The organism is Paenibacillus amylolyticus (assembly GCF_001570725.1).
In the GTDB taxonomy this organism is placed as follows: domain Bacteria; phylum Bacillota; class Bacilli; order Paenibacillales; family Paenibacillaceae; genus Paenibacillus; species Paenibacillus amylolyticus_A.
Genome location: NZ_BCNV01000001.1, coordinates 3304235 through 3326395, shown reverse-complemented (window position 1 = coordinate 3326395; position 22161 = coordinate 3304235). Strand labels below are relative to the sequence as shown.

19 protein-coding genes are annotated in these 22161 nt (G+C 46.0%); 11 read left to right on the top strand and 8 right to left on the bottom strand.

The window, feature by feature from the left end; genetic code table 11:
• Positions 1-4 precede the first annotated feature (4 nt).
• Complete coding sequence (locus PAHA3_RS14715; RefSeq protein ID WP_062835386.1) at positions 5-529, bottom strand: type 1 glutamine amidotransferase domain-containing protein; 525 nt, start codon at positions 527-529, stop codon at positions 5-7.
• Positions 530-806: 277 nt separating this feature from the next.
• On the opposite strand from PAHA3_RS14715, the gene PAHA3_RS14710 reads away from it, so the two are divergent.
• The 4 genes from PAHA3_RS14710 to PAHA3_RS14695 all read left to right on the top strand — a co-directional run bounded on the left by PAHA3_RS14710 (position 807) and on the right by PAHA3_RS14695 (position 3612).
• Positions 807-1220, top strand: a complete 414-nt coding sequence (locus PAHA3_RS14710; RefSeq protein ID WP_062835385.1) for a hypothetical protein — start codon at positions 807-809, stop codon at positions 1218-1220.
• Between the two features lie 122 nt (positions 1221-1342).
• Positions 1343-1690, top strand: coding sequence for a bacillithiol system redox-active protein YtxJ (ytxJ, locus tag PAHA3_RS14705; protein WP_062835384.1), 348 nt, complete (start codon positions 1343-1345; stop codon positions 1688-1690).
• Between the two features lie 92 nt (positions 1691-1782).
• On the top strand, positions 1783-2796 hold the full coding sequence (ccpA, locus tag PAHA3_RS14700) for a catabolite control protein A (protein ID WP_062835383.1): 1014 nt from the start codon (positions 1783-1785) through the stop codon (positions 2794-2796).
• Positions 2797-2916: 120 nt separating this feature from the next.
• Complete coding sequence (locus tag PAHA3_RS14695; protein WP_062835382.1) at positions 2917-3612, top strand: 5'-methylthioadenosine/adenosylhomocysteine nucleosidase; 696 nt, start codon at positions 2917-2919, stop codon at positions 3610-3612.
• Between the two features lie 136 nt (positions 3613-3748).
• Here the strand turns inward: PAHA3_RS14695 and PAHA3_RS14690 are convergent, their stop codons facing one another.
• Positions 3749-4381 carry a GNAT family N-acetyltransferase gene (locus PAHA3_RS14690; RefSeq protein WP_062835381.1) on the bottom strand — a complete coding sequence of 211 codons (633 nt, stop codon included), beginning with the start codon at positions 4379-4381 and terminating at the stop codon, positions 3749-3751.
• A 294-nt stretch (positions 4382-4675) separates the two neighbouring features.
• Here PAHA3_RS14690 and acsA point away from each other — a divergent pair, with 294 nt between their 5' ends.
• Positions 4676-6400, top strand: coding sequence for an acetate--CoA ligase (gene acsA, locus PAHA3_RS14685; RefSeq protein ID WP_062835380.1), 1725 nt, complete (start codon positions 4676-4678; stop codon positions 6398-6400).
• A 237-nt stretch (positions 6401-6637) separates the two neighbouring features.
• On the opposite strand, the gene PAHA3_RS14680 is transcribed toward acsA, so the two are convergent.
• The 3 genes from PAHA3_RS14680 to rpsD all read right to left on the bottom strand — a co-directional run bounded on the left by PAHA3_RS14680 (position 6638) and on the right by rpsD (position 12858).
• The gene (locus PAHA3_RS14680) at positions 6638-9736 is read right to left on the bottom strand and encodes a transglycosylase domain-containing protein (RefSeq protein ID WP_062835379.1); all 3099 of its coding nucleotides are present in this window, start codon (positions 9734-9736) and stop codon (positions 6638-6640) included.
• 229 nt (positions 9737-9965) lie between these two features.
• Positions 9966-12071 (bottom strand): methyl-accepting chemotaxis protein, encoded by a 2106-nt coding sequence (locus PAHA3_RS14675; protein ID WP_062835378.1) that lies wholly within the window; start codon positions 12069-12071, stop codon positions 9966-9968.
• Between the two features lie 187 nt (positions 12072-12258).
• Positions 12259-12858: a 30S ribosomal protein S4 gene (rpsD, locus tag PAHA3_RS14670; RefSeq protein ID WP_062835377.1), complete on the bottom strand. Its 600-nt coding sequence runs from the start codon at positions 12856-12858 to the stop codon at positions 12259-12261.
• A gap of 465 nt (positions 12859-13323) precedes the next feature.
• Here rpsD and PAHA3_RS14665 point away from each other — a divergent pair, with 465 nt between their 5' ends.
• The 5 genes from PAHA3_RS14665 (at position 13324) to PAHA3_RS14645 (ending at position 18394) form a co-directional block, all read left to right on the top strand.
• Positions 13324-15315 (top strand): sensor domain-containing diguanylate cyclase, encoded by a 1992-nt coding sequence (locus PAHA3_RS14665; RefSeq protein WP_062835376.1) that lies wholly within the window; start codon positions 13324-13326, stop codon positions 15313-15315.
• A gap of 101 nt (positions 15316-15416) precedes the next feature.
• A complete protein-coding gene (locus tag PAHA3_RS14660; protein WP_062835375.1) occupies positions 15417-16307 on the top strand; it encodes a hypothetical protein in 891 nt (296 codons plus the stop codon).
• 111 nt (positions 16308-16418) lie between these two features.
• Positions 16419-17534 (top strand): aminopeptidase, encoded by a 1116-nt coding sequence (locus tag PAHA3_RS14655; protein WP_062835374.1) that lies wholly within the window; start codon positions 16419-16421, stop codon positions 17532-17534.
• 95 nt (positions 17535-17629) lie between these two features.
• The gene (locus PAHA3_RS14650; protein WP_036614658.1) at positions 17630-17875 is read left to right on the top strand and encodes an HPr family phosphocarrier protein; all 246 of its coding nucleotides are present in this window, start codon (positions 17630-17632) and stop codon (positions 17873-17875) included.
• Between the two features lie 225 nt (positions 17876-18100).
• Positions 18101-18394, top strand: coding sequence for a YlaN family protein (locus tag PAHA3_RS14645; RefSeq protein WP_017687426.1), 294 nt, complete (start codon positions 18101-18103; stop codon positions 18392-18394).
• A gap of 185 nt (positions 18395-18579) precedes the next feature.
• Here the strand turns inward: PAHA3_RS14645 and cax are convergent, their stop codons facing one another.
• Complete coding sequence (gene cax, locus PAHA3_RS14640; protein ID WP_062835373.1) at positions 18580-19650, bottom strand: calcium/proton exchanger; 1071 nt, start codon at positions 19648-19650, stop codon at positions 18580-18582.
• Between the two features lie 183 nt (positions 19651-19833).
• On the opposite strand from cax, the gene PAHA3_RS14635 reads away from it, so the two are divergent.
• The gene (locus PAHA3_RS14635; RefSeq protein WP_017687428.1) at positions 19834-20196 is read left to right on the top strand and encodes an Asp23/Gls24 family envelope stress response protein; all 363 of its coding nucleotides are present in this window, start codon (positions 19834-19836) and stop codon (positions 20194-20196) included.
• A gap of 172 nt (positions 20197-20368) precedes the next feature.
• Here the strand turns inward: PAHA3_RS14635 and ftsW are convergent, their stop codons facing one another.
• Positions 20369-21658, bottom strand: coding sequence for a putative lipid II flippase FtsW (gene ftsW / locus PAHA3_RS14630; protein WP_062835372.1), 1290 nt, complete (start codon positions 21656-21658; stop codon positions 20369-20371).
• A 13-nt stretch (positions 21659-21671) separates the two neighbouring features.
• Complete coding sequence (locus tag PAHA3_RS14625) at positions 21672-22019, bottom strand: YugN family protein (protein WP_062835371.1); 348 nt, start codon at positions 22017-22019, stop codon at positions 21672-21674.
• Positions 22020-22161: the final 142 nt, after the last annotated feature.

Below are 22161 nucleotides of genomic sequence, written 5' to 3'. Positions count from 1 at the left end.
ATTTTTATTTGTCAGCGAGTGCATCACAGAATGCTTTACCGTAAGGTGGAAGGTCTGGTGGACGACGCGCTGAGATGATATGGCCATCAACAACAACCGCTTCATCTTTCCATATGGCACCTGCATTTTCCATGTCATCTCGAATGCCTGGTGTAGAGGTTACCGTTACTCCGTCCAGAATTTTGGCGGAGATCAGCACCCAACCTGCATGACAGATCTGTCCAATCGGTTTCTTGTCTGCATTCATTTCCTTCACAAGCTCAAGTACCTTGGGATAACGACGCAGCTTGTCCGGCGCCCAGCCCCCTGGCACGAGAATACCATCATAATGTGAACTGTCGAGTTCATCGAAACTGTATTCAGCTTCAGCAGGGACACCATATTTGCCAATATAGGTTTTTCCTTTTTTCTCTCCAGCCAGATGCACCTCCGCGCCTTCTTCACGAACACGATGCACAGGGTACCACAATTCCAGATCTTCGAATTCTTCATCGACCAGAGCGATGACTTTTTTACCGGTTAATCTCATATCCATCTCTCCTTTTTGTGGTGATTAGGGATGTCGCGTCTATAATTGTAACAGATTCTCCGTGGGAGTTCATGGAAGTGCATATTCACTTTTGAGGAAGCGATTACAAGTCAAGGACTGCCTGCATTCGACAACCTTCATCTGGTGGGAGTGGTAATTTGTGCAACCTCTCATTTGCAGCAGGATTTGAGCCGAAATAGGTCGAATGGTACTTATATAAGAGTATAGAACGAATGAGGTGATGGTTGTGCGCAAGTCGTGCAGATGTGGACATGTAATGGAGTTGGAATTAAGAACAGTGGTATACGCCAAAAAGGTGGAAATTCGAAACGTACCTGTATTTGCATGTACAGACTGTGTATCCTACGAAGTGCTTCCGCCGGTCAAGCCGGACTTAACAGAATGCATAAGCACACTGGGTGAACAACCCGTGAAGCAGGACGTATCTTTTGGTGAACGGAATGAACTGGCAGATCTGTTTCATGAGCAATTGCTAGCCTGGCCAGATGCGACGGATCGGGAGATGGAATATCGCATGCAGCAAGCGGTGGAGGAACGTATTAATCTGCTGCTGGACATTATGGGTTACGCAACGAAGTCTGGAGATACAGCGTGGATTGAGACCACACAGCGCAGATTAAGTCAATTATCCGGATTTGTGTGGCAGGAGTACTTCTCGAATGCTGTCTAATTTTGACGTGTAAAATGCTTGTTTTCATGAAAATTGGCTTTTTCGCGCACTTTTTGTTAAGATATCGAAGAGTGAAAACGCTCAACATAGCGGTATTCCTGGTAAAGGGGGATGTATATCTAATGGCTGACATGACTAAAATGACAAGTATTGAACAGCTAAACTCCGCAGTGGAGGCTACCGAGGATCAACCTTTGCTTCTGTTTAAGCACAGCACACGCTGCCCGATCAGCTCGAATGCTTATCAGGAGATGAACGATTATTTGCATAACAATCCCAATGAACAAGTGAAATATGGCATCATTTATGTTGTGGAAGATCGCCCGGTATCCAATGAAGCAGCAGATAAGCTGGGTGTTAAGCACGAATCTCCACAGGCGATCCTGATCAAAAAGGGAATTCCTGTATGGCATACTTCCCATTCAGATATTACTAGCGCCACACTTACGAATGTTTTGAGTGAGTCCTAAAGCCTATTTTAATTGATTAATGCAAAAATTTGTCGTAATATAAATCTTAATGAAAATGGTATGAAAATTTACTGGTAATGGAGAGAAGTACTGTGACGGTAACCATTTATGATGTGGCACGTGAAGCTGGAGTGTCTATGGCAACGGTATCACGGGTAGTTAATAATAACCCTAATGTCAAACCGCAAACGCGGAAAAAAGTATATGAAGCCATCGAACGGTTGGGATATCGTCCGAATGCGGTAGCCAGAGGTCTGGCAAGCAAGAAGACAACCACGGTCGGGGTCGTTATTCCGGATATTTCGAACTCAACCTTCGCGGAGATTGCCCGCGGAATTGAAGATATTGCGAATATGTATCACTACAATATCATTTTGTGTAATGCAGATAAGAAGAAAGAAAAAGAAATTCGTGTTATTAACACCTTGCTTGAAAAACAAGTAGACGGACTGCTCTTCATGGGCGGAACAGTAACGGACGAACACATTCAGGCGTTCCAGTCTGCGGCTGTGCCGATTGTACTTTGTGCAACGAGTGATGAGAAGGGAACATTCCCTTCGGTGGATATTGACCATGAGGCGGCTGCGTTTGACGCCGTAAACACCCTGATTCGTCATGGACACAAGGAAATTGCAATGATCAGTGGTACACTGCAAGATCCTGCGAATGGATATGCCCGTTTCCAAGGTTACAAGAAAGCACTGGAAGCAGCAGGCATGGAATATCAAGAGGATCTGGTACGTATCGGTAACTATCGTTACGAATCCGGTGTGGAAGCGATGAAGTATTTCCTCGGACTGAAGAAGAAACCGTCGGCGATCTTTGCTGCAACAGATGAAATGGCGATTGGTGCCATTCACAGCATTCAGGATGAAGGCCTGAAAGTGCCGGATGATTTCTCCATTATTAGTGTGGATAACATCCGTATGGCTTCCATGGTGCGCCCTCAGTTGACGACAGTGGCACAGCCAATGTACGATCTTGGTGCAGTAGCGATGCGTTTGCTGACCAAGCTGATGAAGAAGGAAAATGTGGAGAACCCACGGGTTATTTTGCCGCATGAAACGATTCTTCGTCTGTCTGTAAGTCACGCAGATGTAGTTTAATCGGGATTATATACAGGAAAGGGAGAAGTCATTCTCTCTACATAGTGGATATGCGAAAGCTCCGGAGACGGAGCTTTTGTGCTGAATGAGTTTAAAAATAAAAACAGGGGGTATCAGAAGATGCGCGAAACGATTGGTATTATCGGAGCGATGGATGAGGAAGTAGAGCTTTTGCTAGCAGGTATGAAGCAGCTGGAGACGGTCAAACAAACCGGGATTACATACGTTGCAGGCGAGTGGCTTGGCAAGCAAATCGTGGTTTGCAAATCCGGTGTAGGTAAAGTAAACGCAGCGGTTACGACACAGATCTTGATCGATCGTTTTCAGGTCAACCGCATTATTTTCACAGGTGTTGCGGGTGCGGTTAACCCGGAGCTGAACATTGGAGATATGGTTATATCGTCTGTATGTGTTCAGCACGACATGGATGTAACGCCACTGGGGTTCGAACGCGGAGTAATTCCTTACCAGGAGACATCTGCATTCCCTGCCGAGGCTTCACTTATTGCACTTGCTGAAGAAGCGTGCAAAGCTCAGGGGGCCAATTATCTGATCGGTAAAGTGTTATCTGGAGACCAATTTATTGCGAATAAAGATACGGTTAATATGTTATATACCGAAATGGACGGTGCATGTGCCGAGATGGAAGGGGCAGCAGTCGCTCAGGTCTGTTATATGAATCGTGTACCATTTGTTGTCCTGCGTGGGATGTCGGATAAAGCGGATGGTTCAGCGCATGTTAACTTTGCTGAATTTACCGTGGAATCTTCGCAGCGTTCACACCGCATTGTGGAGCACATGTTAGAAAATATGTAATGGCATAGTTTCGAAAGTAATGCGATACGTTATGAATGAAAAACCGCCCTTTGATGAGCTGTTCCATGAATGATGGAGCAACGCTGCGAGAGGCGGTTTTTGTTATGTATATCGTTTTCGAAAATAGATCATCGAATTAGTACATGAACCGATGACGGAAGCGTACACGATCAAACTGTTCTTCCGATGTCATGGGCACCTGACTTCCGATACGTACCATCAAACAGTTGGCAGGATGTGAACAGATTTCAGGGTCGTCTGTTGCATACCACGTCATGTCGATCGTTTCCATCAGCCTCTCCATCATTTTGCGATAATCCCATACGTTTAGTCCGCTGCCCTTAAGGTCCCAATGCCAATAATATTCTGTCGTGAAAATAATGTAGTTCTCCATATGTTTATCTTCCAGAGCCGTAAGCAGCATTTCACGTCCAATGCCAAGCGAGCGGTATTCGTCCGCAACCTCGATTGCCCCAAGCTCAATCAGATCAGTCATGTTGCCCTCAGACCAGCGTTCACACTCATCCGCATAGTGAAAGGTTACATAGCCGATAATCGTTTCATTTTCATGTGCGAGGATAATTCGACCTTCTGGCAATGCTGCAATCTCAGCCAACGCTTCCTGTTGCTCGGTTGGGCGCCGAAAGGCATCCAGATCCGGATGGAAGGCAAGGTGGGTTATTTCCTCGGCCTGCATGGGGCCTTCAACAGTAATTCGGTGGCCGGACTTGAAGATGGAACGAATGTGATATTCCTTGATATGTTCCATGGTTCATGCTCCTCTCCCCCTACTTATAGAGGTTGTTCAAAAAGGCCGCTATAGCAAAAATCCAAAAAATTGAAAAGCCATAGACGACAATTGAAAAGATTTGCTATAATTGCGTAGACAAAAAATGTTCACAATTCAATACAGTATAGTTAACATCTGTTTGGCCGAGCAAGTACATGATGAGAAGTTCTCTCTACTAATGTAAGCGCTAACTGGAAGTTCAGTCAACACCAAGGCAATGAGAATTAACCCATAATGGGAATCGAAATGTCGAGTTGAAGGAGGCTGGCAAGCATGAGTCAAGCACATGGTGAGATGCTGCAAACGGTTGTGTCCGAATCTAACCTGGGCGATTACACGGAGGCGAGAAGCCGGTTCGATTGGGAATCGGTGGAAAGGCACTTTACGTGGCACGCCAGCGGAAAAGTGAACATGGCGCATGAAGCGATTGACCGTCATGTACTGGAAGGAAGAGGCGGAAGAACCGCTTTATTGTATAGTGATGCTTCGCGTGAAGAGGCCTATACCTTCGCTGATCTGAGTGAACAGTCGAGTCGGTTCGGGAATGTTCTCCGCAAATATGGCATAGCCAAAGGGGAGCGCGTGTTTATTTTTATGCCGCGTAGCCCGGAGCTGTATTTTAGTCTTCTGGGTATATTGAAGGCTGGAGCCATCGCGGGCCCTTTGTTCGAAGCGTTTATGGAAACGGCTGTGAAGGATCGGCTGGAGGATAGCGGGGCTGTAGCACTCGTCACGACTCCGGAATTGCTGGGGCGGATTAAACGTTCCGAACTGCCTGAACTCAAACATATCTTTATTGTGGGTGGCGGCGTACAGCATGAAGAAGGACTCATTGATTTTGATGCAGAGATGTCTGCAGCTTCGGATGAGATGGAAGTGGAGTGGTTGAATCGTGAGGATGGCTTGTTAATTCACTATACCTCAGGCTCTACGGGTAAACCCAAAGGGGTCTACCATGTTCAGAATGCCATGATTCAGCACTATTATACAGGTAAGGTTGTTCTGGATTTGCGTGAGGATGACGTGTATTGGTGTACAGCTGACCCTGGTTGGGTGACAGGTACGTCTTATGGGATCTTTGCCCCGTGGCTCAACGGAGTGACTAATGTGATACGTGGCGGTCGCTTCAGTCCTCAAGATTGGTACAATACCATCCAGAAGAACAAAGTCACCATCTGGTACAGTGCACCAACGGCCTTCCGTATGCTGATGGGTGCAGGAGAAGAGACGATTGCCCAGCATGATCTGAGCAGTCTGCGTCACGTGATGTCTGTCGGTGAACCGCTCAATCCGGAGGTTGTTCGTTGGGGATGGAAAGCCTATGGTCAGCGAATTCATGATACATGGTGGATGACCGAAACAGGTGCGCAGCTGATCTGTAACTATCCTGGAATGCCGATTAAGCCTGGCTCCATGGGACGTCCATTGCCTGGAATTGAGGCAGCTATTATTGATGATCGCGGGCAGGAATTGCCGCCGTACAGTATGGGCAATCTGGCGATACGAACACCTTGGCCATCCATGATGGCGAAGATCTGGAATAATCCTGCGAAATACGAGGAGTATTTCAGGCTTACGGGCTGGTATGTGTCTGGCGACTCTGCTTATATGGATGAAGAAGGATATTTTTGGTTCCAGGGACGGATTGATGATGTGATTAATTCGTCAGGTGAGCGTATTGGACCCTTTGAGGTGGAGAGCAAGCTTGTGGAGCATCCTGCGGTAGCGGAGGCGGGGGTAATCGGCAAGCCGGATGTGACACGTGGGGAGATTATCAAGGCCTTTGTAGCGCTTCGTGAAGGATATGAGCCGACCCCGGAGCTAAAAGAAGAGATTTATCGTTTTGTAAAAGAAGGCCTGTCTGCTCATGCCGCTCCGCGTGAGATTGAGTTTAAGGATAAACTGCCCAAGACACGTTCCGGCAAGATCATGCGCCGGGTACTGAAAGCCTGGGAGCTTGATCTGCCAGCAGGGGATCTATCCACCATTGAAGACTAACGTGACAGTATTAGGATCATGAATGTGTCGGTATCGTGTCGATACCAACGAGTGTGGGGAAGAAGTTAATACTTTACGAATCCAAATACGGTGACTCTACGCATTTAAATCGTTTGTAAAAGCCTGCTTTATGCCAATGGCATGAAAGCAGGCTTTTTTTGCTGAGAATGCAAATGAAAAAGCCGCACTCTCAGATATGGTCTGAGCGTGCGGCTTTTTGCGGATCACGATGTTGAATCAGGGTTGAAAATGTACGGCTGCAGAAGCTTCGGATTCACCCGCACTGTTGCTGGCAGATACCTTGAACCATCCAGCGGTAGTCGCAGGTACGCCATAATCCATGGTCGTTCCCGACGTTGTTCCAATTTTGGTGTAAGGAGCCGAACCTGTTTCACTGTAATATACAGCGTAACTATCTGCGTTCGGAGTGGACGCCCATTGAATACGTAGTCCTTGAGAGAGCGCAGATACGCTGACTTGACCAGGTGTACCTGGGGCTGTCGTTGTCGTATTATCGTTCTGCGTTTCTCCCGGAGTAATGACTGTACCTGGAACTTCAATTGGCTCATTAATCTCTTCTTCCACAGGAGGGGCTACACTTCCAGCACTATTTACGGTAGCGCTAGGAGCAGACTCTCTGCCCGCAACATCCACTGCGGTTACATAGAAGGCGAAGTTGCCGCCTGGCGCTGCATATGCAGAGAATGATCTGGATTCACCGGTCAGGACAACTTGACCCTGATTCTGGAATCCTCCACCGTTTACAGAACGATACAGACGATAACCAACGACATCATTTTCTGGTGTGGCATTGAATGTAATTACAGCTCGGTCACCCGAGGTAGAGATTCGTACGTTACCTGGTGCATCAGGAGCTTTGCCGTTATCTGTTCTTGGATCAACCTGTGTTGGCATGTCTGCATCAGCATCTTCAGGAAGGTAATAAGCAAGTGACTCATGTCGACTCATACGTGAGAATGCATTTTGCAATTCCTTGATGAGATCAGAGATCGGCTTTTTACGCTTGATTACCGTTTTTTCCTTCAACATGTCCGCAGGCGTTCCATCACGCGGAATGTAATTCACACCATTGTAAGTAATGTACTTGGCTTTGGCGACGCCGTCATCGCTATCCTTCGGAACAAATTTGCTGTTGAAAATATCCGTAACAAATTTGTCAGTCATGGAGGTTGGCAATTTTCCGCTGTAAGCCGAAACCGTCCGCGTTTCAATGCCAGATGGTTTTTTGAACGAGTCCGTGACAAACAGATCTTTTTGCGTATCGATTACTTCATTCAAGATTTTCGACCACAGTTGCTGCGCACGTTTTCTCTGTGATTTGCTTTCCAGCGTATTCACTGGCTGCTTGTATCCAACCCACACACCAAGTGTGACATCTGGCGTATAGCCTTCGAACCAGACATCTGCATAGTTTTGGGTGGAGCCCGTTTTACCTACGATCGGCACACTCTTGGAATATTTGTAATTTTCCCGTACCTTATCTGCCGTACCTTCCGTAATAACGGTTCGTAACATATCGGTCATCAGGTATGCTGTCTGCTCCGAGAAAGCTTGGACTGGTTCAGTATCATGTTTATACACGATGTTGCCTTTGGAATCTACAATTTTACTAATCATGTAGGAGTCGTTATACACACCATTATTGGCGATGGCCCCATAGGCACTGGTCAGTTCTTCAACGGTTACACCGTACTGGAGACCTCCGAGAACACCTGTTTGAGCCTGATAGTCTTCCTTCTGAATGGTGGTAATTCCAAGTTTCTTGGCGAAGGTCCAAGCCTTCTCGATCCCTACTTCTTCATTAAACAACTTCAGAGCCGGTATATTAAGAGAATAATTTAATGCTCTGCGCGCAGTGACCAATCCCTGATAACGGTTATTGGCATTCTTTGCAATGTGATACCCGCTCGGACCATTTTTCAGGATGATCGGTGAGTCATCAATAATTGAAGCCGGCTGAACAAGACCTTCATCTAGCGCAGGAAGATAAGCGGCAATAGGTTTCATTGTTGAACCTGGCTGACGCACCATCTGCGTTGCGTAGTTCATCTGTTCATCCTGGAAATCCCGTCCCTCAATCATGCCTAGAATAGCACCTGTTTTGTGATTAATCAGCATGGCAGCAGTTTGTTCTTTCCCTTTGACAGGATCATCTGCTGAGAAATTGCTGTCATCTTCGGCAATGGTACGCATCGTTTTGTAGATACTTTTGTTGATGGTCGTGTAAATGCGGTATCCACCTGTACGCAGTTGCGTCTGAGCTTCCTCTAATAACGCACTACTTTCCTTCTGAGGTGTGTCTGCATCCGTACCTTTGTCTGTGGATTCAGCTGTATCGGAATTCAATTGTTTCATCAAAATCTGTGCAGCTTGTCGTTCCGTTTCCATCATAAGATATGGATAAGTATTGTAAGCCTTGATGGTCTTCGGAGCGAGTGAACTTTTAATATCAAAAGCAAGAGCTTCATCATGCTCGGACTGATTGATTTTGCCCAGTTCAAGCATACGGCGTAATACCAGATGCTGACGGTTGATTGCGCGGTCAAAATTTTCCTCTACAAAATCGCCTTTACCGTTAAAGGCAGAGTAAGAGGAGGGGAGCTGCGGCAATCCAGCAAGATAAGCAGCCTGAGCGATGTTGATTTTTTCAAGATCATTAATATTGAACAGACCTTTGGCAGCGGCCTTGATTCCGTAAACGTTGTATCCGCTGGAACCGTTACCGAAAGGAACCTTGTTCAGATAGGCTGTCATGATCTCGTCTTTGGTCAGGAAACGTTCGAGTCGGAGTGAGAGCAAGATTTCTTTCACTTTCCGATCTTCCGTGCGATCCAAATTCAGAAACACACGACGCGCCAATTGCTGAGTCAGTGTACTACCGCCGGTTTGTACTGATTCTTTCAGCACTTTTTGTTTCACGGCACGGAGCGTTCCGCTCATGTCTACACCTTTATGTTCGTAAAAATGATTGTCTTCAATTGAAACGACAGCATCAATAACCTTTTGTGGGATCTGATCCGTAGTGACCGGACGCCTGTCTTCTTCTGTACGTAATTGACCGATCGGACTGCCGTCGGCAAAGTAAGCAAAGCCTGTGATGGAGTTTTCGCTGACTTTTTGTTCAATCAGGGCCCTTGAACGGACAGGCTCGTCTTTCACAATGGAACTGACGTATCCCATCAAAGCACCGCCTACAAATAGTGCCCCCATAAAGCCAAGGACAACCATCCATTTGACGAAACTTCCCAGTCTGCGGGCAAAGCTGCGCTTGCGTACAGGCTGTTCATCGGGCTTTTTCTTATTAACATCAACCATTCAGTGTCTTCCTCCTTTTAACAGCACTTATTATAGCATAAAAAGGCGGGTTTGCATGCCTGAGAAATACAAGTAATGGTCGAAATTTGCCATTCTGCCATGGATTATGCTATATATCATGCGATATTGAAGCACATTTCATGAGTTGTAAGTCAAAATAAGCAGGCCACCTCCATGCTGAGGTGCATAGGGTGGCCTGAATGATGTGTCGTATTTGAGGTCTTCTACATCAGGTTTTGAAGCGTTGAATCAGTTCCAATAGTTCCTGGGTAAGATTAGCCAGCGAGGCAGATGCCGCTGTGATCTCTTCCATGGATGCAAGTTGTTCTTCAGAAGCAGAGGCAACACGAGTTGCGTGATCGGCTGTCTCATGTCCAATGGTTTTGAGATGCACCAACGTGGCATCCACTTGTTGCGATCCAGCTGACATCTGCTGCGCAATGGCTGAGACATGCTCAATTTGCTCATTTACATCTGAAATCTGTGATGAGATGGTAAGGAAGAGTTCCCCGCTTTCATTAATCACTTCCGCAATATGGCTAACTTCGGAGTTCCCGTGTTCCATATTTTCAACGAGAGAAAGGACCTCTTGCTGAACGCTATGAATCAACGCTGCAATCTGCGCTGCTGATATTCTGGATTGTTCAGCCAGATTACGAATTTCCGAGGCAACAACACCAAACCCTCGTCCGTGTTCACCTGCTCGTGATGCTTCAATGGAAGCATTAAGTGCGAGAAGGTTGGTTTGCCGACTAACTTCCGTGATCATGCCCGTAATATGTCCAATCTCTTCAGAGCGTTGACGGAAATTCTCCAGTGCGGTCATGGACGTTTGCACAGAAGAGGTGGCACTATCCACCAGACGCATGGCAGACTGAATTTTATCGGTTCCAACGGTTGTTCGCTCAGCCACAGCTCGTGATGAATCGGATACATCGGAGGCGGCTTTTGCGATTCTTCCGATCCCTGCAGATATTTCATTCATGGAACGGGAGGACTCTTGCAGCTCCTGCACCTGTTTACCTGCTTTATCTGCAAGTTCGACTCCTGTTAATGCAATCAGTTCGGCGGCTTTACCTGTTTCTTCGGCACCGGCGGTCAACTGTTGAGAAGTGGAGCCTACAGATAGAGCATGTTCGGATATAACCGATATCGTATGACGCAGTGTATCCATCATCTGATTCATATGACCTGCCATGATACCGAATTCATCTTTGGATCGTACGGGTAACTTTTGTGTCAGATCTCCGCCAGCCAGCTCTCCAGCCACGATATTGACCTGATTCAACTGTCTTACAATGGAGATGATGGTATAGGTGACTACACCTGCAAGCAAAAGTACAGCCAGTGCGGCAATCAATATGGACCAGTTCAAGCTGTCATAGAAAGGTTGAAGGATATGGCTCTTTGGCAGCGCCGAGACAAGGTACCAGTTCGAATCGGTTCCTTGCAACCTGGCGGGCTCGGCAATAAATAATTCTTCACCTACTTCAGGGTCAGTAGCGTAAAACTGGGACTCGCCAGACTGAATACGCTGAATGACTGACTCCATTTCAGCTGGAATGACGGCTCCTTCATTGGCCAGTTCCGGTTTGGAGCCGTGAGCAGCAATCTGTCCTTCACCAGTAATCAGCATCGCATAACCCTGATCCGGATTGAGTGATGCTATATTTTGCTGAAAACGATCAATGGTAAAGTCGGCCCCAACAATGCCCAGAAACGTTTTGTTTTCATCTAATAGAGGGAGCACAATCGAAACGAGTAGTGTTTCTTTTCCACCAACCGTATAGGTAACAGGCTCAGACCAATAGATGGATTTGGTTTTCTTGGGTTGCTGATAGTACGTACTGGTTTCACTGTTCCCCTCATAGGTAGTCAGAGGCTCAAAATACAGAGAGTTACCGTCCCGTATGGCGTATGGAACGAATCGCCCCGTAGCATCATCATATACATTTTTATTCACGTGATCCGCATCGTTCCCATCAAAGGCATTAGGTTCCCAGCCTGTATAAAAGCCGAAAACTTTCTCATCCTTTTTCAGATACTGTTCAAGAAGTCTAACGACTTCCTCACGGTTGAGAGACCCGTTCTGAGCGGCATCCAATAACGTGGTACTCATGGTGTCTAATGTGTTTTTGACCTGATTAATGTCAGTCATGAACTCGTTTGTAGCCTGGTTTGCTGCCTGTCCAGCAATGGATTCACCGTACTGCAGGCTTTTGTCGTAAATGGATTTGGTGTTAAATGCAATCAGGGCTCCGATACAGCAGAGTAATACGATCCCTAGTAAAAGCCCAAGCTTAACAGCCAACTTGCGATTGCGAAAAAAAAGCATGTTTAATCCCCCTCGATGTTACTCTTGTGATGTTAGTATGGATGTGTGCTTCTCCTATAGGGAGTCTATATTTTATATCGATATTTTTGCTTCTATTATGAAGATAAATAGAAAAAAGCATAGAAAAACAGCTGCCGAGAAAATCTCGACAGCTGTTTGGATTGAAACTTTAATGTGATTGCAACGATTAACGGTTGTAGAACTCGACGATTTGTTTTTCATCGATGTCTTGGGACAATTCAGCACGCTCAGGCAAGCGGATGAATTTACCTTCTACAGCTGCTTCGTTGTATTCAACGTATGCTGGAAGATGCGAACGGCCTTCCAAAGCTTCTTTAACGGAAGAAAGAGCGCGGCTCTTCTCACGCAAGCCGATTACATCGCCAGTGCTTACTTGGTAAGAAGCGATATCGACTTTTTTGCCGTTTACAGTTACGTGACCGTGTGCTACCAACTGACGCGCTCCAGCGCGGGAGTTAGCAAACCCAAGGCGGTAAACGAGGTTGTCAAGGCGGCACTCAAGCAAGAACATGAAGTTTTCGCCGGCAATACCTTGCATTTTTTGAGCTTTAGAGAACAGTGTGCGGAATTGCTTCTCGCCCAAACCGTACATGTGGCGCAATTTTTGTTTTTCTTGCAATTGCATACCGTAGTTGCTCATTTTTCTGCGTTGGTTAGCTCCGTGCTGACCTGGAGGGAAAGGGCGTTTCAATTCTTTGCCTGTTCCGCTAAGGGAAATGCCGAGGCGACGGCTCAATTTAAATTTAGGACCAGTGTAACGTGCCATGTTTAAAGTAGCTCCTTTTTAGTTAAAGTTCATATTAGGGCTCTGTTTGCGCTCCAATTTGTTGATGCGGGCTTGGCCTCGCATAGAACGATCAGGAAAGTTCAGCCGCTGTCCTGAAAGCAACAAAAAGAATGAGGGTGACACAACCGGTAATGCCCAAATTTAAAGACCCATTAGTAGTCTTCATCAACAATTTATATTACAGTTTAAGAGAACGAAAGTCAAGCGTAGAATAAAAGCAAAAAAACGTCTAAATTTGTCGATAGGTCATTGGGCCTAAAATAATGGGACAATTTTCTGAAATATGGATGCAAAAAAGCTTTAAACAGAGTAAAATAGATTGTATCTTAACTTTAAATCATCTTTATGTAACAAGGTTATCGCAGCGAATTTGCAGGTTTGCGATAACGTCTGCAGATTAATGCATCCTGGTGGATGCAAAAACGGTGCAAAGGAGCGCCTGACATGTTAGAACATCTAAGAAGTTTACCTGCCAGCTTGAATTCACGAAGTTCGGGCGATTCCGCATCTTTTGCCGCTCCTCATCCTCATGAAGAGCATGTGTTGTGGATGCAAAAAATGGATATCACACCTTTTGATTTTTCATATTTGGGCAGCTTGCTAGAGCAGGCTTACAGTGACTGGATCATCAAATTAGATCCGGGCCTGGACAGGAGATCAACCTTTTACAGCGTATGGAACACGGAAGGCGATTGTATAGGGTACGATCGTGATCGAGATGCTGATTCGGGCGTGGATGCACGCAGGCTTGTATTGGAATGTTTGGATAAGAGACAAGCCCTGTCCCATAGAGGGACTAGCGAACGTGGAGAATATCTCCTGATAACACATCCCTTATTCTCCAGAACGAACAAGGATATGTTTGCCGTATTCACTGCTGTGATCTATGAATCCAATCGATATGAAACGTCTGAAGCTGTGGTTCGATCTGAGGCATTGCATTACCGCACCTGCTTTTACCGAAGATTTGAATACATATTTATGACGGACCTGTTACATGCTCATGAACAAACAGCGCGTGAAGAACACCGGAGGTCCATCCTCTTTCAGATTGTTCAGCGAATGCATGACAAAATGGATGTCGACGCCATATTGGATGAGGTATTTGACAGTATGGACTATCTGTACCCAGCCACGTATATCAAACTGTATATGTCTCAGGATCAGAGCAACTTTAATCCACGGATTAAACCATTGCTTGTCCAGGAACGAGGAGAAGATATATGTGTGCGTTCGTTTATGGAAGGCAAGATGATCATTGCTCGTTCAGATGATGGAGAGAATCGCATCGTAGAGGTAGGTCTTCCTTTGAAAGGAAAACAAGGCATATACGGTGTGTTCCATATCGAAATGAACGAGGAGATTATGGAAGAATCGGATCTGCAATTGATTACGATGATGGTAGATACCGCAGGCACGGCCTTTGAGAACGCCAAGTTGCACGAACAATCCAATATGTTGATACAGGAACTTCGTCTAATCAATGATCTTACACAGCGCTTGAACAAGAGTCTGCATCTTTCGGAGATTTATCAACTATCCGAGCAAGAGCTAAAGGAAATATTTCAGGCCGAAACGTGCTGCATTTTACAACTCAATGATAATACGAATGACTTCGAAGTCATGTCATCTAACGTGAAAGATGTTTTTCACCAATCATTTTCTGTAGAATACGGTATCGCAGGCTTGCTGTATCGAACAGAGGAACCACTTATTATATCCAATTATGCGCAATATGATAAAGTGTCCTCCTTTTTCATGGAAGATACCGGATCCATGTCACTGATTGCATCACCGATCAGAGTTAATGGTGAAGTGAAGGGTGCCATTTTGCTTGGACACAGCAGAGAGCAATATTTTTCATACGATAATTATCGGCTCTTGCAGATGTTATCTATTCATATCGGGCTTGCCCTGTCGAATGCCATGTTACATGCCGAGGTTAGGCGTTTGGCTAATCTGGATATGTTGACGGGATTGTACGTAAGGCATTACCTGGATAGCGTCATTCACGAGCGTCAGGCTCATGAGTTCTGTGGCTCTCTCATTGTGGTGGATATCGATCAGTTCAAACAGGTGAATGATACATTTGGACACCAGACGGGGGATCAAGTACTGAAGCAAGTGAGTGAAATAGTCACCAGCTCTGTTCGTCCGGAAGACATCTGCGCCAGATGGGGTGGAGAAGAACTGGCCATCTATATGCCGCAGGTAAGTGTGCATCAGGCATTAGAATACGCGGAAGTGATCCGAAGGAGAGTCGCGGAAGAGACCAGACCTCTTGTTACGGTATCCAGTGGCATCGCCGAGTGGAATTGGATGGATGAGAAGGTTAGTGTAGAGTCATTGTTTTATCGAGCTGACATGGCTTTGTACAGCGCGAAGAATGGCGGTCGGAACAGAATCGTAGTAGAAGAACAGGAAGTATCGCGTTAAGAGAGAACCATTCCAATTGCGGAGTCGTTCTCTTTTTTTTATATATTGGAGATCAAGTTGTTTATAGAAGGAAGTATAAGCAAATACGGGCAGGGCAATCTATGGAGAAAGTTGACGGAAGGGTGAAGATGGACATGCTTAACCGCCGGTCGGTATGTACATTATGGTTACTTGTGAGCATCGTGATTATTGGTGTTCCGGGTTGTGGATTGATTCAGCGAGATCGAACACCTGAAGAAGTTTTTTCCCTGGCCTTATCCGGGATAGCGGGAAAAGAAAAGTTAAGTTTTGAAGGAGAAGCAGGACTGCGACGGGAGAACAGTGGGCTGTTCGAGAATCAGTTCAAATTTGAAGGTAAGCTGGAGAATCATGATCGTCTGACCCTTCAGACCCGATTACCTGGAGAGGTAACTGCTGTGGGCACAGGTATTCATACGACCGCCGTAAACAATAACGGACAGCCCAGTGGGTTTAGCGCTTCTTTCGAGCGAAAACAAGGGCAATGGATGGCATTGTCGGCGCAGCATGAGCCGCTGCGTGGTTCTCTTTCCCGTTTTAATCCAATTGCCCAATTGGAGAAGATCGACGGAATGCACAAAACCATTCAATCGGAGTATGGGTCCGGGCGTCGAACCAGAACGTTACGGATTGAACTTGCACCGGAAGACGCCAAAACATGGGCTGTAACCCAGCTAAACGACGAGATGAACGCTATTCGAGCAGAATATATGCATAAGGCAGCTACGGTGAAAGGAGCGCGTAAGGAGAAGCTTGAGAAGGATCTGGAGAAAGTATGGGCACAGGGTGAAACAACAATGCAGCAGATGATGGAAAAAGCCAACGTGCAGACAGTATATCATCTCACTGTAGATCGGAAGAGCAGTTTGCCTCTTCGCTTATCCTCTGAAAGTCAGGTGAGTTACACGGACAACAACCGTAAGAGCAACAAAGAAGCTCTTGTCACCGATGTAAACTTCAAGTCATATCAATAAATGAAGTATAGGACTGCCTGCTGACGGGATGACTGTTCGCGTGCTACAATAGTATCGTAATTTACCGTTGTTCAATTCAAGTAAGGCAGATGACAGGAGGATTTTACCAAGATGAAGGACCCAAGAATTCAAAAGCTTGCAGCAAGCCTAGTAGGCTATTCTGTAGATGTACAACCTGGTGAAAATGTATTGGTTGAGATGATTGGATCAGAACGTGATCTGATTAACGCCATTATTGAAGAGGTAGGAAAAAAAGGTGGTAACGTCTTTGTACAGTTGACCGATAAGACCGTACAGCGTGCAATGTTGAAAAATGCGACAGAAGAAATGGTGAAAACGTGGGCAGAGATTGATCTGAACCGTATGAAGCAGATGGATTGTTATATCGGTATTCGCGCGGGAGAAAATGTGAATGATCTGTCCGATGTGCCGGAAGAAAAAATGAAAATGTACAATTCGTTGTACTCCCACCCGGTACATAGTGAACAACGTGTCAAACATACGAAATGGGTTGTACTTCGTTACCCTAACGCAAGTATGGCGCAACTCGCGAATACGAGCACAGAAGCGTTCGAAGATTTCTACTTCGACGTATGTAACCTGGATTATGCCAAAATGGACAAAGCACAGGACTCACTGGCTAACCTGATGAAACGTACGGACAAAGTTCGCATCACGGGACCAGGAACAGAGCTGAGCTTCTCCATTAAAGATATCGGTGCAGAGAAATGTTCTGGCCAAAAAAATATTCCGGATGGCGAAGTGTACAGTGCCCCTGTACGTGATTCCGTGAACGGAACAATTAGTTATAACTCGCCAACCCTTTACAATGGAGTGACTTTTGAAAATATCAAGTTCACGTTCAAGGATGGCAAAATTGTCGAAGCGACAAGCAACGACACAGAGCGTTTGAATGAAATTTTGAATTCGGATGAGGGTGCTCGTCATATCGGCGAATTCGCGATTGGATTTAACCCGCATATTCTGCATCCGATGAAAGATATCCTGTTCGATGAAAAAATCGCAGGCAGCTTGCACTTTACGCCAGGTCAGGCTTATGAAGAAACCGACAATGGCAACCGCTCATCCATTCACTGGGATCTGGTGTTGATCCAGCGTCCGGATTACGGCGGCGGGGAGATTTATTTTGACGATGTACTGATTCGTAAAGACGGTATCTTTGTTATTCCTGAGCTGGAATGCCTCAATCCGGACCGTTTGAAATAGGAACAGGATTTTGCTGTTGCTAGGAAAGCGGATTCACGGTATCATGTAGTGGTAATTAATAGATGATACCAAAGTAAAAAGACGGAGGGATTCCTATGTCGAGTAATAACGCGGCTGTAGTGGAAATTGCTCAAACAGCAGGCAAGTTTACTTCTTCAATCGTGCTTCATTCGGAGAACAAGTATATCGATGTGAAAAGCATTCTCGGGTTGTTTACAACGCTGATCAGCACGCACAGCTATGAACTGCATGTTCATGGACCAGATGCAGTTGAAGCGAAAGCAGCCATGTCAGAAGTATTTGCCAAGCATGGACTGAATGTAAGCATCGCATCTGAGTAATAGCTCTCAAGAAGCACCTCTGCCTTTTTTGGCAGGGGTGTTTTTTGGCATTGCATGACCTTAATCCTCATCTGGACATCTCTGGAACAGGGGGAATAAGCTGCAAGAGAAGGCTTCACTTTGTGGGCTTATTTTGGTCAGGTTCTTGTATTAGCTCTCCATTTCGTCTAATATTAGAGGTAGAACGTCTTTACGCGATTTTTGGGACATAGGGGGGAAAAATGCATGACTTCATCTGATCTGCAGGACCAGCTGAATTTGAAAGCGATCAGTCTTCTTCAAGAAGATGCAGATAAAATACAGAAGCTTATTGAAGTACAGATGGAGAATCTGGCTACCCGCTACTGCCCTCTCTATGAGGAAGTATTGGATACACAGATGTATGGGTTCTCCAAGGAAGTTGACTTTGCTGTTCGTGCAGGGCTCCTTCCAGAAGGTGCAGGTAAGCAGCTGGTTAGCGCGCTTGAGCGGAATTTGGCCATTTTATATGAAGCCTTGAACAAAAAGAATGAGCAATAGCCTGCAAATGCGCGGGTCAGAATAGAAGGCATGCAGGCGTTTATGCATGCTTTTTTTGTGCGTCTGAATCGATTATGACATAAGTCACTCCGAAGGCGTGTATATGCGAAGAGACAACTCGATATGGATATTCGAGCTGTCTCTTATGGCTTGTTTATTTTAATGCTAGTTTGCTGAGGGAAGGGTTATACCAAGAAGAAAGATACGCCCAGAATAATATATACCACGAGCAGAAGTAGACCCTCATACCAGTTCGTAGAACCATCTTGGGTGATCGACTTTGCAATAAATACGGATACGCCAATGGCCACCAGTTCAATCGTTGTAAACACGATATCCATGGTTCTACCTGTGAAGTAGCTGACAAAAATCAGCACAGGGGCAACGAAGAGTGCGATCTGCAAGCTGCTGCCGACAGCAATCTCGACGGCTGCTCCGATTTTATTTTTCATGGCAAGCATGATGGCTGCACTGTGTTCCGCCGCATTACCGATGATGGCTACAAGGAATGCACCAACAAACAGCTCGCTAAGTCCAAATTCGGAAGTGAATACTTCGAGCGTGCCGACAAGCCATTCACTGACGAAGGCAACCATGACCGTTGCGAGCACCAGATAGAGAATTGATTTTTTCTTGGACCATGCCGGAGCATGCTCATGTGGTAGCTCTTCATCAGAATCCTCAGTGACGTCCGCAAGATAGTTCTTGTGCGTCACCATGGAGAACAGTAGCCAGGCGATATACGCGAGGATGAGCAATCCGGCCACGATCAGACTAAGGGTATTCGTGTCTTTCTGTGTAATGGAATGTGTGTTGAGAAAGACTGCCGGAATAAACAGGGCAATGATGGCAACAATCATCAGGGAACCATTCAGACCTGCGAGTGATACATTATAATTCTGGATTTTGAACTTGAGTCCTCCGGCAAAAATACTTAACCCGAGCACTAACAGCAGGTTTCCGATGATGGAGCCTGTTAGACTTGCTTTGACCATGTCGAACAGTCCCTCTTTCACGAGGAAGATGGCGATGATCAATTCGGCGGCATTGCCGAAGGTGGCATTCAGGAACCCACCCAGCCGCTGTCCGGCGTAGTGGGCAACATTTTCGGTGGCTTTGCCTAAAAAACCGGCCACAAAAATAACCGAAATGGCTGAAATCACGAACTGTAGAATCGAATCCCATTTCAAGTAGTGGGCGATGGCACTGAGTGCAAAGAACGCAATCAGCAAAATGGATGAAATCCGGTTTCTCACAACAAACACCTCGGTTATAAAATATTTTGTTTTGAAATTGTATTGTAAAAGCTTATGAGATTATTTTCATATTTCAATATAACCAAATGGTGGTAGGTTGTAAACGCATCTTTTTGAGTTTAATTTGCTTTTTGGGGTGGAAAGGATTTAAAATACGAGTAACGAAGTGAAGGAGGATGTGGCATGGCAGAACAACTTCAACTGGAGAGCGGAAACATCCGGATTGCCGATGACGTGGTTGCAAAAATTGCCGGAATGGCTGCAATGGAAACGCCCGGAATTGCCGCAATGTCTGGAGGATTGTCAGAGGGCTGGGCGAAGCGACTCAGCGGTAAAAACGTACAGAAAGGCGTGAGCGTTGAGGTCGGCCAGCTGGAAGCAGCCATTGACCTGCGCATCATCGTCCTGTACGAAACCCCGATTCATGAAGTTTCCCGTATGCTTCAGCAGAATGTAAGAGAAGCGGTAGAGACCATGACCGGATTACGCGTGGTTGAAGTCAATGTAAAGGTAGAAGGCGTATCTTTCAAAGGCGACGATCTGTAAAATTTCGCAATCCGCGATGGAGGACAAAGGCATCTTGACTTGTCTCCATCTTGATAGACAGAGTGTACCAGGTACACACAAAAAGGCTGCGCATCCAATTGGGTGCACAGCCTTTTTTGTGTTAGCTTTTTTTGTATTGAGACGTGCTCTGTGCCTTTACGGCCAATCCCGTTCACCGAATCCGACGGATGGACTCCCGTGAACGAAGAGCAGGAGAAGTGCGAGTCTGTGTCTGTACAGTCACGGACTTGGTTTTCTCTTCCTTGATCACGTCCAGATTGTTGGTACGCGAGATACTCAGCAAAATGCCCATGGCGACCATCATCACAAAGAGTGAGGTACCCCCATAACTGATAAACGGAAGTGTGACCCCCGTCACCGGAATGGTCTGAGTTACACCGCCGATGTTGATGAATGCCTGTATCGCAATCAGTCCCATGATGCCTATGCCGACCAGTGTTCCGAATGGATCAGGGCAGCGGAGAGATACAATAATACCTCGCCAGATGAAGTACAGATAAACCAGAAGGAATAAGGTACTTCCGATGAATCCGAGTTCTTCCCCGATTACGGAGAAAATAAAGTCATTATACGCATTTGGCAAATAGTGCAGCTTCATCGTACCTTGTCCAATCCCGGAACCCGTCATGCCGCCATCACCAATGGCAACAAGAGAACGGTAGAGGTTAAGACTTCCGCCATTGATATCGGATAATGGATCAAGAAAAGCTTGAATACGTCCGATCTTGTAGTTTTGCTCCGCAGTGACTGCTGTTGTAGCAGTCGTCGTGTCGGAAGGAGACATGGAAGAGAACAAGGAATTCGCACCGAACGCCAGTGCTCCACCGAGTACAACCAGGAGAATCGAACCCAGGATATGTTTCATACTGGCGCCACCGGCATAAATCAAGAGACCACAGGTGGACACCAGGATGAAGGTGGTACCAAAGTCTGGTTGCAGCATGATTAGTCCTGCGATGAATCCAACGATGAACAAGACGGGGAAATACCCTGTCTTGAAAACCCTGAATTTTTCACCTTTTTTGGTGATAAGAGCAGAAAGATATAGAATGATAGCAATTTTTGCGAACTCTGCAGGCTGAAGACTGAAACCAAAAATGTGAATCCAGCTTCGTGCGCCGTTCAATACTGCACCTGAGATCAAAACAATCACCAGCATGACTGTAGTGATCAGGAAAAAGGGTGCATATAGCTTTTTGTACTTGTTGAAGCGGATATTCATGGCAAAGAACATGCCAAATAGACCGATAATCGCCCACATAAGTTGTTTTTTCGTGAAGTAAAGGGCATCATTGTTAAATCTATCGCTTGCGATTGCAATGCTGGAACTGGAGCTGAATACCATCACCAGTCCGAAGCCCACCAACAATAAAGTGAGGATTAGCAGTTGAAAATCCGGCGTGCCTCTCTTCGTTTTCGTTTGGGCCGTTTGTTGTTTCATCGTTTGGCCCAGCCTATGCTTCCAGCAGTTCTTTAAGCTGCTGTAATTTTTCGGCTGCCAGCTTCACGACTGGCTGTGGAACGGAAGAGTCATAATCCAGACCGTGAGGGAAGGTGGCTTTGCCAAGATAAACGGCTTCAACAGCAAGAACGGTATCCGGTTTTTCCAATTTGCCTTCCACTGCGCGGGTATTAATGCGTACAAAGTATTCTGATTTGGTTTGTTCATCTTCAATTTTGTAGTCATATGTAGCACGGTAATATTCCCATTGCCACCGGACAAATCCGACTTTCTCGGCGCTCTCATCCAGGTATGCCAAGTCGCTCTTCAAGCCATCCAAGCCTGTATTCTCAAAAATCATAAGCGTCTGATCCTCCTCATAAGCTTCCGAGTGTAATTTCTCGTGCATTTCTCTAGTTCATGATAGTATGTTTCCCCTTCTCGTGCAAGCTTTCCAGGGGTGTTTCGTATCGGTTTTCTTCCAATTCTGCTACAATATACAG